13 protein-coding genes are annotated in these 16,065 nt (G+C 40.3%); 11 read left to right on the top strand and 2 right to left on the bottom strand.

The features are described from left to right. Window positions 1-22: 22 nt before the first annotated feature. Window positions 23-1,237, bottom strand: coding sequence for a molybdopterin molybdotransferase MoeA (gene moeA, locus WDB87_RS08095; protein ID WP_337849571.1), 1,215 nt, complete (start codon window positions 1,235-1,237; stop codon window positions 23-25). 47 nt (window positions 1,238-1,284) lie between these two features. On the opposite strand from moeA, the gene modA reads away from it, so the two are divergent. Genes modA through WDB87_RS08110 form a run of 3 tightly spaced genes read left to right on the top strand, consistent with a single transcriptional unit; the run spans window position 1,285 to window position 3,740 of the window. Continuing rightward, window positions 1,285-2,037 (top strand): molybdate ABC transporter substrate-binding protein, encoded by a 753-nt coding sequence (modA, locus tag WDB87_RS08100; RefSeq protein ID WP_337849572.1) that lies wholly within the window; start codon window positions 1,285-1,287, stop codon window positions 2,035-2,037. After that, window positions 2,024-2,710 (top strand): molybdate ABC transporter permease subunit, encoded by a 687-nt coding sequence (gene modB, locus WDB87_RS08105; RefSeq protein WP_337849573.1) that lies wholly within the window; start codon window positions 2,024-2,026, stop codon window positions 2,708-2,710. Before modA ends, modB begins: the two co-directional genes overlap by 14 nt. Then, window positions 2,703-3,740 carry an ATP-binding cassette domain-containing protein gene (locus tag WDB87_RS08110; protein ID WP_337849574.1) on the top strand — a complete coding sequence of 346 codons (1,038 nt, stop codon included), beginning with the start codon at window positions 2,703-2,705 and terminating at the stop codon, window positions 3,738-3,740. The genes modB and WDB87_RS08110 overlap by 8 nt, the downstream gene beginning before the upstream one ends. 37 nt (window positions 3,741-3,777) lie before the next feature. On the opposite strand, the gene WDB87_RS08115 is transcribed toward WDB87_RS08110, so the two are convergent. Beyond that, a complete protein-coding gene (locus tag WDB87_RS08115) occupies window positions 3,778-4,536 on the bottom strand; it encodes a HesA/MoeB/ThiF family protein (protein WP_337849575.1) in 759 nt (252 codons plus the stop codon). 286 nt (window positions 4,537-4,822) lie between these two features. Between WDB87_RS08115 and WDB87_RS08120 the strand changes: the two genes are divergently transcribed. From WDB87_RS08120 to moaB, 8 genes are all read left to right on the top strand, one after another. After that, complete coding sequence (locus WDB87_RS08120; RefSeq protein WP_286247176.1) at window positions 4,823-6,292, top strand: NarK family nitrate/nitrite MFS transporter; 1,470 nt, start codon at window positions 4,823-4,825, stop codon at window positions 6,290-6,292. Between the two features lie 13 nt (window positions 6,293-6,305). Then, entirely contained in the window at window positions 6,306-8,045 is a 1,740-nt protein-coding gene (locus WDB87_RS08125; protein ID WP_286247177.1) for a bifunctional protein-serine/threonine kinase/phosphatase, read from the top strand. A 9-nt stretch (window positions 8,046-8,054) separates the two neighbouring features. After that, on the top strand, window positions 8,055-9,248 hold the full coding sequence (locus WDB87_RS08130; RefSeq protein WP_337849576.1) for an alginate export family protein: 1,194 nt from the start codon (window positions 8,055-8,057) through the stop codon (window positions 9,246-9,248). A 426-nt stretch (window positions 9,249-9,674) separates the two neighbouring features. Continuing rightward, a complete protein-coding gene (locus WDB87_RS08135; protein ID WP_337849577.1) occupies window positions 9,675-11,201 on the top strand; it encodes an FAD-dependent oxidoreductase in 1,527 nt (508 codons plus the stop codon). A 21-nt stretch (window positions 11,202-11,222) separates the two neighbouring features. Then, entirely contained in the window at window positions 11,223-13,913 is a 2,691-nt protein-coding gene (locus tag WDB87_RS08140) for a nitrate reductase (RefSeq protein ID WP_337849578.1), read from the top strand. Window positions 13,914-13,929: 16 nt separating this feature from the next. Then, window positions 13,930-14,901 carry a GTP 3',8-cyclase MoaA gene (moaA, locus tag WDB87_RS08145; protein WP_337849579.1) on the top strand — a complete coding sequence of 324 codons (972 nt, stop codon included), beginning with the start codon at window positions 13,930-13,932 and terminating at the stop codon, window positions 14,899-14,901. A 1-nt stretch (window position 14,902) separates the two neighbouring features. Then, window positions 14,903-15,529: a molybdenum cofactor guanylyltransferase gene (locus tag WDB87_RS08150; protein WP_337849580.1), complete on the top strand. Its 627-nt coding sequence runs from the start codon at window positions 14,903-14,905 to the stop codon at window positions 15,527-15,529. After that, the gene (moaB, locus tag WDB87_RS08155; protein ID WP_004587753.1) at window positions 15,526-16,065 is read left to right on the top strand and encodes a molybdenum cofactor biosynthesis protein B; all 540 of its coding nucleotides are present in this window, start codon (window positions 15,526-15,528) and stop codon (window positions 16,063-16,065) included. Before WDB87_RS08150 ends, moaB begins: the two co-directional genes overlap by 4 nt.

Genomic DNA, 16,065 nt, shown 5'->3' on the forward strand with positions numbered 1-16,065 from the left:
TAACTAAGCAAATTTGCATAAGCTATAACAGCTCTATTTCTACGGTTTCGTCTTTCGCAATATTGCCACTTTCGGCTGGTACCACAATAAGGCAATTTGCTTGACTAAGCGATGAAAGCACCCCCGAACCTTGTTTGTTTATAGGCGTTACCAGCAGATTATTGTTTTCGTCGGTGCTGGCTACACCGCGTTGAAAGTCGGTACGGCCAGGGCGCTTTTTGATCAGCGCTGTGGTAGTTGCTTTTAAGCGTAATTTAGCGGTATGTTCATTACCTGAAAGTTTTGTAAGAGCGGGTTTTACAAGTCGCTCAAGCGTAACGGCTGCCGATACGGGGTTACCTGGTAAACCAAAAAAGTAGCTGTTAGGTAATTTACCAAACGCAAAGGGTTTGCCCGGTTTCATGGCAATTTTCCAAAAGTGTATATCGCCAATTTCATTTAGTACTTCTTTGGTAAAATCGGCTTCACCAACTGATACACCACCAGAGCTAATTACAGCATCTGCCTGCTCATTTGCTTTTAAAAATGTATTTTTAATCAAGTTTTTATCATCAGCGATAATGCCAAAATCAATTACTTCTATATTGCTATCTTGCAGCTCACTTAAAATAACTGCTCGATTACTTTCATAAATAGCGCCAGCGGGAAGCGCATCGCCGGGCTCTATAAGTTCATCCCCTGTAGAAAACACCGCAACTTTAAGTGTTTCATATACGCTTACTTGGCTAATGCCAATAGAGGCAAGTAAGCCTACATCGACTGCTTTTAGTTTTCTGCCCGCTTTAAAAACAATGCTGTTTATTGCAATATCTTCGCCGGCAAAGCGTACATTATTATTGAGCTCAATATTACCCGTAAATGTTATTTTGTCGTTATCCGCAGTGGCGTTTTCTTGCATCACGACTGCATTAGCGCCAGAGGGCAGTGCCGCGCCGGTCATTATTCTAACGCATTGCCCGGCAGATAAAGTGCCTTCAAAGGTTTGCCCTGCAAACACGCTGCCTACTTGTTGATAGGTGGTTAGCCCTTCACTTAGGCATAGTGCATACCCATCCATTGCCGAATTATCGTGAGCAGGCACATTAATACTAGATTTAATATCACTTGCTAAAACACGGCCAGCGCTGCGCATAATAGAAATGGTTTCTGCTGCTTTATTGAAGCTAATAGCGCTTAGCATGTTACTTATTGCGGTTTCTACTGGTAATAAACCAGGTGCATTGCATACATCGTTCATATATATTGTTTTTTATAATGTGACTGATTTTTAAAACAATACTTATAATGTTAAAGCTTTACAATACATGGTGTGGTTATTTGTTATTACTGTTAGTGGTATTTAGCAAGCCTCTTAACGCAAAAGAAACACTGCATATCGCAGTGGCGAGCAATTTTAAACCTGTGCTGCAAACGCTGGTAACTAACCCAGCCCTGAAAAATATTAATATTAAAATATCAGCTGCTTCTAGCGGCGTATTACACTCACAAATTATGCACGGTGCACCGTACGATATATTTTTATCAGCCGATGCGATGCGTCCACAAGCACTGATCAAAGATGGCTTTGCGATTAAAGATAGCTTAACCACCTATGCAATAGGTTTATTAGCGCTTTGGCAGCCAAGCAACTCAATTATTAATAATAAATTGGCTATTGCTAACCCTCGGTTTTCGCCTTATGGGCAATCATCAGCACACTATGCTAAAAACTATATAAAAACACCTTATGAGTTTGTGTATGCAAATAATATTACCCATGCGTTTCAGTTTGTAGAAACAGGTAATGCTGCTAAGGGCTTGGTCGCGTTATCTACGTTAAAGTCTGCGTATCGTAAAACTAAAAATAAAAAATACTTAAATTACTCGCTTATCGACACTGCAAAATATCCTCAAATAACACAGCAAGGCGTAATTATTAGCGCTTCTAAGCATTTAACAACAGCGAAAAAGTTTATGGCTTTTTTAAATGATCCCTCAACCGCAAAAACATTATTAGAACTAGGCTACAAAGCAAAGGAAAGTGATGTTAGCAAGTGATATTACGGCGCTGTGGCTTACAATTAAACTCGCCTTTATAACGGCCGCTATTTTGTTGATTATATGCATTCCGCTTGCATGGCAGTTGGCCAGTTATAAAGGTAAGTTAAAACCTATATTAGAAGCGCTTATAGCAATGCCTTTGGTGCTACCGCCTACGCTAATGGGGTTTTATTTATTGGTGTTGTTTTCACCTACTCATGCATTTGGTCAGTTTTGGTTTTGGTTAACGGGGACGCAACTTGCGTTTAGTTTTCAGGGGGTGGTTATTGGCTCACTCTTTTATTCACTTCCTTTTGTGATGCAGCCTTTACTGGCTGGTTTTAAACAAATAAATACCACCTACAATCAAGCTGCAGTTGCTTTGGGTATTAGCCCATTTAAACGATTTATGTATTTAACTTTACCGCTATTAAAGCCAAGTATAGGCAGTGCCTTTGCGTTGGGTTTTGCCCATACATTAGGGGAATTTGGTCTAGTGCTTATGATTGGTGGCAATATACAAGGCGAAACCCAAGTGGTGTCTATTGCGTTGTACGACCATGTAGAGTCACTTAATTATGGGGCAGCTCATCAATTGTCATTGGTATTATTGGCCATTTCGTTTGCGTGTTTAGTGTTGTTGTTTAAATTTAATAAAACCGTGATAAACGGAGCTGCTAATCGTGCTTAAAATAAAATGTCATCAACGTTTGGATGATTTTGAACTAAATATTGATTTAACTATAAATCAATTTGATATTTTAGGGGTGTTTGGCCCTTCGGGCTCAGGTAAGTCGAGTTTATTGCAAGCTATAGCGGGTTTATCTGACTCGCAAAATGTGTGTATAAATGATCACAACATTACTCATTTAAACCCTGATAAACGCCTTCTTACTTTGCAGTTGCAGTCGTGTCCGTTATTTCCACATTTAAATGTGATGGGCAATTTATTGTTTACTCACAAGCATTGTAAAAATAAAAGCAACAACCTAACCCCTGAGTTGGTGATTGATTTATTAGCGCTTAAGCCATTGCTAAATCGTGATGTGGCGGGGTTGTCGGGCGGAGAGCGTCAGCGCGTAACTTTTGCAAGAACACTGCTAAGTGGGCAATCTGTAATTTTACTTGATGAGGCCTTTAGTGCACTCGATTGGTCAACGCGTTTTACTATGTTGGGGGTAGTGCAACAACTCAATAAATCCCATGGTATTAAATTTATTATTGTTAGCCACTCTTTAAAAGAGCTGCTTTATTGTAGCGATACATTAATACATATAACGAAAGGCAAAGTGCTCAAGTTTGGGGCAACACAACAAGTGGTGCAAAGTATTTATACAAATAAGAGCCAAACGCCACTGAGTATACTTAGCTACAGCAAGGCTGAGTTTAATGATGCTTTTGGCCTATACCAGCTTACTCTTAGCAATAGCTTACAGCATTTATATGTATTGCCTTCGCTTGTAAAACAAAGTCATAAATTAATTATAGAAAGCAGCCAAATTACCTACAGTAAGGCAAAGCCGGCCAGCGAGAGTAGTGCAAACGTACTAACAGGGCTTCTCGAAAATGCTCAGCAGCTCGATGAGCAGTGGTTACTTACTGTAAATGTAGATAAGCAATTGTTATATTGCGCGGTCTCTAAAAGGCAATGGCAGCAAAGCACTGTGCAACTTAGTGAGCAGGTTTATTTGACAATAAATAATTTAGAAACGCTAAGTTAGGCTTATAACAGCAGTCATGAATTTTAAATGTATTAAATCAGGCATTGCAAACTGAACAATGCTTATTTTTAACAATGTTAAAACGGTTAAATTCCATACTTAAACCATCTACAAGTAATAACTGCTCAGTGAGCTTACTGTTAAGCCCTGCAATAATTTTAAGGGCTTCAGTTGCTTGAATACTGCCAATAAGGCCTACAATAGGGGAGAGCACGCCTGACTCTGAGCAGCTTTGAGTTTGTTCGCCAAAGAGTTGTGACACGCACCCGTAACAATGGCTATTGGGGGCCATTGTAAAACAAGCAACTTGCCCCTCAAACCTAATAGCAGAGCCAGAAACCAAAGGCGTACTAGTATTATAGCAAGCACTGTTGAGTAAATTACGTGTTGCTAAGTTATCAGAGCAGTCAATAACAACATCTACTTTGCTAAATAAGTGCTCAAGGTGCGAGCTTTCATCTAAAAACTCATCAATTGTGTGTATTTCTATTTCATTATTTAAAAGAGTTAATTGCTTTTTTGCACTGTGGGTTTTCAAGAACCCTACATCGCTTGGCTTATAAAGCACTTGCCTTTGCAAGTTAGTTGCTTCAACCACATCGTTATCTACAAGCGTTAAACGCCCTACGCCAGATGCCGCTAAATACTGCGCAACTGGACAGCCTAATCCACCTAATCCCACTATAAGAACATGACTTTGCCATATTTTTTCTTGTCCATCGATATCCAGCTGAGGAAGCATAATATGGCGTGAATAGCGTAATTGCTGCTGATAGGTTAAAGGCGGTTTTTGCATTTATTTTTTCTCATAATTTTTTTAAACAATACCAATTAGTTAAAAGCTAGAGCAAGTAAAGCTTAAAAATTCTTTGCACTGTTTACGCTCATTGCGACTGCTTAAATAGTGCAAAGCAAAATAAATAACATTTCCAAAAAATCTAAGCCCTTGAAAAACATAACTAATAATTATTGGCTTAGTAATTGCTGAAAGCGGTTAACGTTAATTTAACAATAGTCGCAGTGTTATTACTACTAAAGTTGTACCCGCTGCTTAAAACAATAATCGTTACAAGGAAAAAATTATGCAACCGAATACTGGGTTTAATCTCATATCGTTTAGCGGAAAAATGAAAATACTACATTTAAGCTGGATGGTGTTCTTTATCTCTTTTTTTGTATGGTTTAACCATGCGCCATTACTAGGTGCCATAGCGGGCTCGTTAGGCATAACGATGGCACAGGTAAAAACGCTATTAATTTTAAATGTAGCTTTAACTATTCCCGCGCGTGTTGTTGTAGGCATGCTAACAGATAAATTTGGCCCCCGTATTGTTTATGCCGCCTTACTGATTTTATGTAGCATTCCGTGTTTTATGTTTGCAATGGCCAGCACATTTGAACAAGCCGCTATCGCGCGTTTTGCAATGGGCTTTATTGGTGCGGGCTTTGTAGTGGGCATTCGTATGGTGAGCGAATGGTTTCCGGCTAATGAACTTGGCACAGCTGAGGGTATTTACGGCGGCTGGGGTAATTTTGGCTCGGCAGCAGCGGCAATGTTACTGCCAGTGTTAGCACTTATGTTTGGTGGTGATGATGGCTGGCGCTACGCGATTGGCTTAACAGGTGTATTAAGTGTAATTTTTGGTGTTATTTGGTATTTAAATGTATCGGACACACCTAAAGGTGGCACGTACTTTAAGCCTAAAAAAGTCGGCGCAATGGAAGTTACAAGTAAAGGTGACTTTGTATTATTACTAATTATGAAACTGCCTATGTACGGCGCATTAGCGTTACTTACATGGAAATTATCACCATCGGGTGCAAGTTTACTCTCAGAAAACTTTGTCATTGGCACATATGCATTTTTAGTACTGCTTTACCTTTATGAAGTTTATAAAACTTATGACATTAATGGCCATATTTTTAAACAACCCGTGCCAGAATCGCACCGTTACGAGTTTAAGCAAGTTGCTGTGTTAAATATTCTCTACTTTACTACTTTTGGTTCAGAGCTGGCTGTAGTCTCAATGTTACCGTTATTTTTTAGTGAAGTATTTGGCCTTGATATGGTGTACGCGGGTTTACTTGCATCTGCTTATGCATTTATGAACCTAGCCTCGCGCCCTGGTGGTGGTTGGATCTCAGATAGAATGGGCCGCCGTAAAACACTTATTGTACTTACTTCAGGTTTAGCTGTTGGTTACTTTGTAATGGGTTTAGTTGATGCTAGCTGGCCACTTTGGCTTGCGGTAGCAGCTGCTATGGCATGTTCGTTCTTTGTACAAGCGGGCGAAGGCGCTGTTTTTGCTGCTGTGCCACTAATTAAACGCCGTTTAACAGGGCAAATTGCTGGTATGACCGGTGCATACGGTAACGTAGGGGCGGTTGTGTATTTAACGGCGCTATCATTAGTTGATTATCAAACCTTCTTTATGATTATCGCTGCAAGTGCATTGTTAGGTTTAGCTGCATTATTTTTTATGAAAGAACCAGATGGCCACATGACAGAAGTAAACGAAGATGGCTCTGTTGAACTAATCTCAGTTACTTAAGGTAGCGTTTACAATGTTTGATGAAACCCAACATGCTAAAGTGCGCAAAAATACGCTGGATGTTTCTTTTGGTGGTCATAGTGCCGCGGGTATAAAAGATGAAAATCAAGATGCGTTTGCGGCTTTAAATACTGAGCACGAACAAAAAGAAACAAAAGGAGCTGTTGCTTGCCTAGCAGATGGGTGTTCATCGGCAAAAAATGCCAAACAGGCATCGCAGCTTAGTGTTACTCATTTCATAAATGAGTATTTAAATACACCCGACAGCTGGGCTGTTAAAAAATCAGTGTCTAAGGTATTGGCTAGTTTAAATCAGTGGTTATATTCGCAATCAAGAAACTATAACTATTTAGGGCAACGTCAAGCTGATTGGATGACCACCTTTACAGCGCTTATTTTAAAATCGGCTACGGGGTATATATTTCATTTAGGGGATACACGTATTACGCGTTTACGTGATAATCAAATAGAGGCGATAACGCGCGACCATAAAGTAAATGATACGCTTACTCGTGCTTTAGGCGCTCAGCCACATCAAGAAATTGATGTTTACGAAGTTGAGTTAAAAGCCGATGATATTTACGTACTTACTTGCGATGGTGTACACGATGTATTGCCTTACAGTGAAATAGTTAACGAAATAAACGCCCACAGCAATTTAGAGCTTGCTGCTAAAGCTATAACCTCACGTGCCATAGCACAAGGAAGCGATGATAACGTGAGCTGTTTACTAGTAAAAGTAAACAGTATTGCGCAGCAGAATCTAGATGAGCTTTATCAAACGTTAACGCAGCGAAAAATTCCACCCGCGTTAAACGTTGGACAAGTAATTGATGGATACACGGTAATTCGTAAAATCAACGAAAGTAGCCGATCTCACATTTACTTAGTGCAACAAGCGCCGAATACGCCACCGGTTGTATTAAAGGCACCGTCGGTAAATTTTGAAGACGATGTACACTATCTTCAAGGTTTTATACGCGAAGGGTGGGTAGGGCAACGTATTGATCATCCAAATGTTATGAAGGTTTTAAATACGCAGTCGCAAAGCCGATTTTTATATCATATTTGCGAGTACATGGACGGGCAAACCCTCAGTGATTATAAACACGATGTACCGTATTTAGAAATAGCTAAAGTACGCAGTATTGTTGAACAAATAGTGCATGCGCTAAGGGCTTTTCAGCGATTAGATATGGTGCACCGTGATTTAAAACTCGATAACATTATGATAGATACACACGGTAAAGTAACGTTAATCGATTACGGTACCGCAAGTGTTGCTGCTATGGATGAATCGGTTAAGCAAATAGCCGATGAGTGCCCGCAAGGTACGGTAGATTACACGGCTCCTGAAACACTTATTTCGCTGCATGCTGATTTTAAAAGCGATATGTTTTCGCTTGGGGTGATTGCTTACGAGCTATTGTGCTCAAAGCTGCCTTACAAAACATTGCCAATAAATCATACCCCCATTGATTACAGCCATTGGCAATACACAAGTATTCGCAAGTACCGAGCAGATATACCTTTTTGGTTAGATCAGGCTTTAATGAAAGCACTTGCGCCAAAGCCAGAGCTCAGATACCACGCATTTTCTGAGTTTTTAACAGATATTACTAAACCTAATCCACAATTACAGAGTTCAGCCAACAAAATTTCAATAATGAAACGCGATCCAGTATTAGTCTGGAAGAGCATTTCGATGTGTTTATTTATCATTTTATTGTGCGTGCTCATAATTAAAAACTAAGAGACCAACATGTTAAATTATAAAAATAACTTACCTATTATTTTAATGATAGGGTGCATTGCTGCGCCTTCAATTAGTGTTGCAGCGCAAACCGACCTTAATTTTAGACTGCGTTTTGAGAGTGCTGAGCAAGATAACGCATTAAAAGATGCAAGTAGCCTAACGCTGCGCACCCGACTTACGCATAAAACTGACGAGGTAAATGGTTTTTCTGCTTTATTAGAGGTAGAAGATAGCCGAAGCCTGTTAGGTGTAGACGATTACAACAATACCTTGGGCAAAAATACTAATTATTCAGTAATAGCCGACCCAGAAACCACAGAGGTCGATCAGGCTTTTGTTAAGTACGCTAAAGATGCGTTATCAGTTAAAGTTGGTAGGCAAGTAATAGCGCTTGATGGACAACGATTTGTGGGACACGTTGGCTTTAGGCAAGACAGGCAGACCTTTGATGCGGCAACAGTCAATTACACATTTAATGATATTAACTTGCACTATAGCTACATAAGCAAGCGCAACCGTATATTTGCCGATAGCAAAGATATTGATTCATCCGATCACCTTATTAATGCAAGCTTTAAAACAAGCGTAGGTAAAGTGGTTTTATACAGTTACTTACTGAGTAACGACGCAGTAGATGATGACAGCTTAGATACTTATGGTGTTTCATTTAAGGGTAATAAAACACTCAGCGATACTAAGGTTTATTATAAGGCAGAATATGCAACGCAATCTGCCTCAACTAACGTGAGTGATTTTGACACCGATTACTATGCGCTTGAAGGCGGTATTGATTTAGCCGGTTTAGGCATTGAAACTGTTACATTAAAAGCCGGTATTGAGTCACTGGGTTCTGATAATGGCGATTATGGTTTTGCTACGCCGCTTGCCACAATGCATAAATTTAATGGTTGGGCAGATACATTTTTAGCAACACCTGCACAAGGACTTGATGATATTTATGTAAGTTTAAGTGGTAAAGCCTTTGACGGTAAATGGTTAGTGGCGTATCACAACTTTGATGCAAACGACAGCGTCAATGGAGTTGATGATTTAGGCTCAGAGCTAAACGTGCAATACGTTAAGCCTATTAATAACACCTATGCCGTTGGCGCTAAATTTGCCGATTATTCTGCAGGCGATAGCGCTGCAGGCAAAGTTGACACCCAAAAGCTTTGGGTTTGGCTAAGCGCTAAGTTTTAAGTCTTTAACCTGAACTCTGGATAATAAATCTATCTCAAGCAGCTATTTCCAGCGCTAACTACGTTGAATTTACTTGCAATAGGCTAGCTATTGACGCGTAATTTCGCCTTGTTTTCACTGTAAATCTCTGGCTAGAGAAAATAAACATAAATATCACTTTTGATTCAATACGTTAGTAAATCTCTTAACCAGAGTTCAGGTTATTTAACCTAAACTCTGGTTATGTAATCTAACGCGGTACAAGTTGGTGCAATAGCGCCAGCTTGTGGTGCTTTCACCTCATCTTCACTGCACTAATTTGGTTAAGTTACTGAAAGTTAAGGCTTATATATCTGGCTTGCATATTGCTATAACAAATACATAACAAATTATACGTTTGAAGTATTAATTTATGCATTGATACTTTAAACAAAACAGGTGAATTTAATGCCAAGCAAGCAGCGTGTTGTCGTCGTCGGAAATGGAATGGTGGGGCATCATTTTGTACAACAGCTAGTATCACAACAAGGTGATAGCAAAAATGTTGATATTACCGTGCTCAGCGGTGAAGACCGCCTCGCTTATGACCGTGTTCAGCTTTCATCATTTTTTAAAGGTAAAACCGAAGACGATTTAGCTCTTACTTGCAGTAAAACCTATCAAGATTGGCAAGTGTGTTTTCATACCCATTCAAAAGTGGTTGATATAAACCGTGAAGCAAAAACGGTTACTACCTCCAAAGGCAAAACATTTGCGTACGATAAGTTAATACTGGCAACGGGGTCATTTGCATTTGTGCCACCGATTCCAGGTAAAGATCGTGAGCATTGCCTAGTTTACAGAACCATTAATGATTTACACGCCATAAAAAAATCAGCACATGCCAGCAAAGTGGGCGTGGTAATTGGTGGCGGTTTATTAGGGCTAGAAGCAGCCAACGCTTTAAAACAGCTTGGTTTGCAAACCCATGTAATAGAATTTGCGCCACAACTTATGGGCGTTCAAATAGACGCTGCTGGTGGGCGGTTACTGAAAAATAAAATTACTGAGCTCGGCGTTACCGTTTATACCTCGGTGGCGACAGAGCAAATTATTGAGGGTGAAAGCAGCCGCTATAAAATGTGCTTTAAGGGGGGGCAAAGCCTAGAAACCGATATGATTGTTTTTTCGGCCGGTATTCGCCCATATGATAATTTAGCCCGCGAGTTTAATTTAGAAATAGGTGAGCGCGGCGGCATTGTTATTAATAACCATTGCCAAACGAGTGATAAAAACATATACGCCATAGGCGAGTGCGCCCTTTGGAATAACTTTATTTTTGGCCTTGTAGCACCGGGCTACGCTATGGCAAAAGTAGCGGCGGGGCATGTTTTAAAACAGCTTTCTTCAAGTACAGCTTCAAACACACCTTTAAGCAACTATTCAAACAATACGGATGAATTTAGCGGCGCGGATATGAGCACCAAGCTTAAATTAATGGGTGTTGAAGTGGGCTCAATTGGTGATGCCCACGCACGCACTGAAGGCGCAGTTAGCTATTATTTTGAAGATCAGCCAAACGGTATTTACAAAAAAGTAGTCACTAATGAGCAAGGCAACAAACTTATAGGTGCTGTGCTGGTTGGCGATACCAGCGAATACGATAACTTATTGCAGTTCCACTTAAATAGTATAGAGCTTAGTGTGCCTGCAGAGTCGTTAATAATGCCGCTTGCAGGTGAAACGGGTGAACTAAGCGCTGATGATTTACCAAGCGATGCCATTATTTGTGCATGCCACAAAGTTACAAAACACACTATTGAACAAGCTGTAATACAAGGCTGTAGCGATTTAAACAAGGTGCAACAAGCTACTAAAGCAAGTACAGGCTGTGGAGGCTGTGAAAAATTAGTGCAAAGCGTTATTAGTCGTGCACTTAATAACAAAATTGCCACCCTTATCCCTGTCGATGAACCTGTATCACAGAGCGCTTAACGCCAACAATAAGAGAGTAGTATGGAATCTTTAAACACATGTTCAAATAAGCCTTTGCTTAAACAAACTACCTGCGCTTATTGTGGTGTAGGCTGTGGGGTTGATATTTCATTATTAAATAATACGCCAACAAAACTTGAGGGCACGCGTGAGCACCCCGCTAATTTTGGCCGCTTGTGTGTTAAAGGCACGCATTTGCTTGACACCACCGGCACTGATAACCGCTTAACATTGCCCCTTATTGATAACAAACCTGCTAGCTGGGATGCAGCAACACAACACGTTGCTAATAAATTTAGCGCTATTATTAAAGAGCATGGGCCGGATTCGGTTGCGTTTTATGTATCGGGGCAGTTACTCACAGAGGATTACTACGTTGCTAATAAACTAATGAAAGGCTACATAGGTTCAGGCAATATAGATACAAACTCAAGGCTGTGTATGTCATCGGCGGTTGCCGGTTATAAACGAGCGTTTGGTGAGGACGTAGTGCCATGTACCTACGAAGATTTAGAGCAAACTGAGCTACTTATTTTAATTGGCTCAAATGCAGCATGGACACACCCGGTGCTATACCAGCGTATGGAGCGCGCAAAAAAACTTAATCCAAACATGAAAGTAGTGGTTATCGACCCGCGAAAAACCGATACAGCCGAACTTGCCGATACCTTTTTAAATATAAAACCAGGTAGCGACGCAGCACTTTATAACGGCTTACTTAATTATTTAAGTGAACAAAACTATTTAGATACGCAATTTATTAATGAGCATACAAACGGCTTTGATAGTGCGCTTGCAGAGGCGAAAAAGTGGAGTGTAAAAGCGGTAAGTGACTATTGTGATATCGACGCGCAGCTAGTCAGTGACTTTTACGCCTTATTTGCAAAAAGCCCAACCGCCATTAGTTTTTATTCAATGGGTATTAACCAATCAAGCTCAGGGGTTGATAAGTGTAATGCGATTATAAATGCGCACTTAGCGTCGGGTAAATTGCTAAAACCTGGCTGTGGCCCGTTTTCAATAACTGGGCAGCCTAACGCAATGGGGGGGCGTGAAGTAGGGGGCTTGGCAAATCAATTAGCAGCACATTTAGACATTGAAAACGACGCGCACCAACAGTTAGTGCAGCGTTTTTGGCAATCACCAACAATAGCTAAAAAAGCAGGGTGTAATGCGATTGATATGTTTGATGAAATAGCCAAAGGGAAAATAAAAGCTATTTGGGTAATGGCAACCAACCCTATGGTGAGCCTACCTAATAACGCAGCAATACAAAAAGCACTTGAGCAATGTGAGCTGGTGGTTGTGTCTGACTGTATTGCCAAAAGTGATACGCTAAAATTTGCTAATGTGGCGTTTCCATCGACCGGATGGGGCGAAAAAAACGGCACAGTGACTAACTCAGAACGCAGAATATCAAGGCAACGCCCGCTAGTTAAGCCTTTCTCCGGAGCTAAAAACGATTGGCAAATAATGTGCTTAGTTGCACAAAAAATGGGTTTTGAAGGTTTTGATTTTACAGACCCAAGCGGCATTTTTGAAGAATGGGCACAACTGACTGATTTTGAAAATAACGGCAGTCGATTATTAAACCTTTCTGGCTTAGTTGGGCTCACAAAAGCGCAATACGATAACTTAAAACCCGTTATGTGGCCCGTACTAAAAAATGAGCCATATAAAAACGGGCAGGTTTTTACTAATAATCAATTTAGCACTGCAGATAAAAAAGCCCGCTTTATACCTATAACGCCCAAACTTCCTGTGCAGCAAACATCAAGCGATTACCCTTTTGTAATGAACTCAGGGCGAATACGCGACCAATGGCATACAATGAGCCGCACCGGAAAAAGTACAGCGCTTTCTACTCATATAACCCGGCCATACATTGAAATAAACCCCATTGATGCCGGCAGATTAAATATAAAAGCAAACGATTTAATAATTGCCAATGCTAAAACTGGGCAGGTTACAGCGCATGCCAAAGTAACGGATGCCGTGCGTAAAGGTGAGTGTTTTATGCCTATTCACTGGAACAAACAATTTGCCTCATCCGCTACAGTAAGTGGGCTTTATCAATCGGTTGTAGACCCTATTTCGGGCCAAGCTGAATGTAAACATGGTGCCGTTGATTTAGTTAAAGCGCAGTTTGCTCAGTACATGCAACTTTTTAGTAAAACAGAGCTTAAAATAACCAGTGATTTTTGGCTTAAAGTTAACGCAAGTAATTGTGTAAATTACCAATTAGCACTTAATGAACCAGAAAATGACTTACTATATTATTGCCAAACCCTTACAGGGTTACAAGGGCAGTGGTCGGCAATGGGCAGTGAAAAAGCAATGCATGTTCAATGTATTCAAAACGAGCAGCTAGTGTTTGTTGCGGTTATTTCACCTGCTCAAAAAGACATATCACTTGAGTGGATAAATCATTTATTTGCAGAGCCTGTAATAACCTTTAGCCAATTACAGTCATTGCTGTACGCCACGCCCGATGAAGAGTTTACCCAAGGCGCGCAAGTATGTAGTTGCTTTAAAGTACGTGAGCAGCCCATTATAAACGCCATTAAAAGTGGTGAAAATACAGTAGATAAATTGGGGGCTAAACTAAAATGCGGTACAAATTGTGGTTCGTGTAAAACCCAGTTAAGCCAATTAATAAAGCAACATGGTACACAAAACGCTAACAGTATTGATGTTGCAGTTGAAATGTAAATAAACAAGGAAGCATATGCTTAATGATCAATTTGGTCGGCAGTTTAACTATTTGCGCCTCTCAATTACCGATGTGTGTAACTTTAGTTGCACCTATTGTTTACCGAATGGGTATCAGTGCGATACCCCGCGTAACTTTTTAAATAAAAGCGAAATAAACACCTTAGTAAATGCGTTTGCGCAACTTGGCACAAAAAAAGTGCGTATTACCGGCGGTGAGCCGTGTTTACGCAGTGATTTAACCGACATTATAAAGCAATGTAAACACACCCCAGGCATAGAAAAAGTCGCCATAACAACCAATGGTTTTAACTTATTTAATAAAATTGATGAGTTTTACAGTGCTGGCTTAGATGCGCTAAATATTAGTATTGATAGCTTAAACCCGAGCATGTTTAAATTAATTACAGGACACGACAAGCTAACCCATATTTTAAAAGGGATAGACCGGGCAATTGAGCTGGGCATAAAAGACATAAAAATAAATGCCGTGCTGGCTAAGCAGTTTAATAAAAACCAATTGAATGATTTTTTAGACTGGGTAAAACATAAAAAAGTAACGGTACGCTTTATCGAATTAATGGAAACAGGTAATGGTGCCACCTTTTTTGAACAAAACCATTTAAGCGGGCAAAGTGTTAAAACGCAGCTTTTAGCAAAAGGTTGGTTACAGGTAGTGAGAGGTAAATTAAACGGCCCTGCAGAGGAGTTTTGTCATCCCGATTTTGAGGGGCGCATAGGCTTAATTATGCCCTACAGTAAAGATTTCTGTAAAAGCTGTAACCGATTAAGAGTATCGTCATTAGGCAAATTACATTTGTGCTTATTTGCCGAGCAAGGTATAGATTTACGAGCGCATTTAAATGCGCAAGATACGCCAGCCACTGTAAAAGCAATACAAGCAGCAATGGGCAATAAAGCCATTAGCCATGAGCTTGATAAACGCTTAACGGGCGCCACAACCCATTTAGCTATGTTGGGCGGCTAAAATGAGTAATAAAGCCGTGTTTACGGGAGTTGTACTCGCCGGAGGGCAATCTTCAAGAATGGGCAGCGATAAAGCCAATCTCATTTTAAAAAATAAAACATTACTACAAAATGCATGTGAATTATTAACAGCAGCAGGAGCTAGTAATGTACTTATAAGTCGTAATGTAAAAAGTGCTAATGGGCAATATATACCTGACATATACCCAGATTCTGGCCCGCTTGGGGGGATTTATTCAACCTTAATGGCAACAGAGCAAGATATACTTGTAACTGCTGTTGATATGCCGTTGCTTACTTGCACGTTATTATCGCAAATTGTATCTGCAGGAAGCGATAATTCCTACTTTCAAACAAATCAGCCACAAATACATGCGTGGCACTTTGAAAATGAACCGTTACCCCTGTATATTCGTAACACCCAAAGCGTTAAACGTCATTTAAAACAATTACTCATAAACGCAAATAGTCATAAATCAATTAAACAGTTTACCCTTAGTATTGGTGTGAAAACGCTAAAATGTAATACAGCGCACGCACTTGTTAATACCAATACACCGGCGCAATTTAGAGCTGTTAATGAACAATTTGACCAACATAAACCTAATTTATTGAGAAGAACCCTATGAGCCATACCACTGAGTCACAAATCGCACTAAACATTGCCGTAATGACAGTAAGCGATACACGCGATGAAATTACGGATACCTCAGGCCATTATTTAATTAAAGCGCTAACTGAGGCGGGTCATCACTTAGCGGATAAAGACATCGTTAAAGATGATGTTTATCAAATGCGTGCCGTTGCCTCGCAGTGGATTGCCGATGACACCATTCACGCTATTTTAGTCACCGGTGGTACGGGCTTTACTGAGCGCGACTCAACACCAGAGGCATTTGCACCGCTGTTTGATAAAAGCGTAGATGGATTTGGTGAACTATTTAGACATATTTCGTACGGCGAAATTGGTAACTCAACTATTCAATCGCGTGCGTTGGCAGGCCTTGCCAATAACACCGTTATTTTTTGTATGCCAGGCTCTACAGGCGCATGTAAAACAGCCTGGACAGGTATTATAAAAGATCAGTTAGACTCAATGCACAAACCATGTAACTTTGCCCCGCATATTACGATTGGTAAAAAATGCGAATCGCGAGAGCAATAA

It is taken from the genome of Pseudoalteromonas sp. C12FD-1, from assembly GCF_037414265.1.
Lineage (GTDB): Bacteria > Pseudomonadota > Gammaproteobacteria > Enterobacterales > Alteromonadaceae > Pseudoalteromonas.

Coding starts and splice junctions, on each gene's coding strand:
- moeA (WP_337849571.1), bottom strand. CDS start 1,237: ATGAACGATGTATGCAATGCACCTGGTTTATTACCAGTAGAAACCGCA.
- modA (WP_337849572.1), top strand. CDS start 1,285: ATGTTAAAGCTTTACAATACATGGTGTGGTTATTTGTTATTACTGTTA.
- modB (WP_337849573.1), top strand. CDS start 2,024: ATGTTAGCAAGTGATATTACGGCGCTGTGGCTTACAATTAAACTCGCC.
- WDB87_RS08115 (WP_337849575.1), bottom strand. CDS start 4,536: ATGCAAAAACCGCCTTTAACCTATCAGCAGCAATTACGCTATTCACGC.
- WDB87_RS08120 (WP_286247176.1), top strand. CDS start 4,823: ATGCAACCGAATACTGGGTTTAATCTCATATCGTTTAGCGGAAAAATG.
- WDB87_RS08125 (WP_286247177.1), top strand. CDS start 6,306: ATGTTTGATGAAACCCAACATGCTAAAGTGCGCAAAAATACGCTGGAT.
- WDB87_RS08130 (WP_337849576.1), top strand. CDS start 8,055: ATGTTAAATTATAAAAATAACTTACCTATTATTTTAATGATAGGGTGC.
- WDB87_RS08135 (WP_337849577.1), top strand. CDS start 9,675: ATGCCAAGCAAGCAGCGTGTTGTCGTCGTCGGAAATGGAATGGTGGGG.
- WDB87_RS08140 (WP_337849578.1), top strand. CDS start 11,223: ATGGAATCTTTAAACACATGTTCAAATAAGCCTTTGCTTAAACAAACT.
- moaA (WP_337849579.1), top strand. CDS start 13,930: ATGCTTAATGATCAATTTGGTCGGCAGTTTAACTATTTGCGCCTCTCA.
- WDB87_RS08150 (WP_337849580.1), top strand. CDS start 14,903: ATGAGTAATAAAGCCGTGTTTACGGGAGTTGTACTCGCCGGAGGGCAA.
- moaB (WP_004587753.1), top strand. CDS start 15,526: ATGAGCCATACCACTGAGTCACAAATCGCACTAAACATTGCCGTAATG.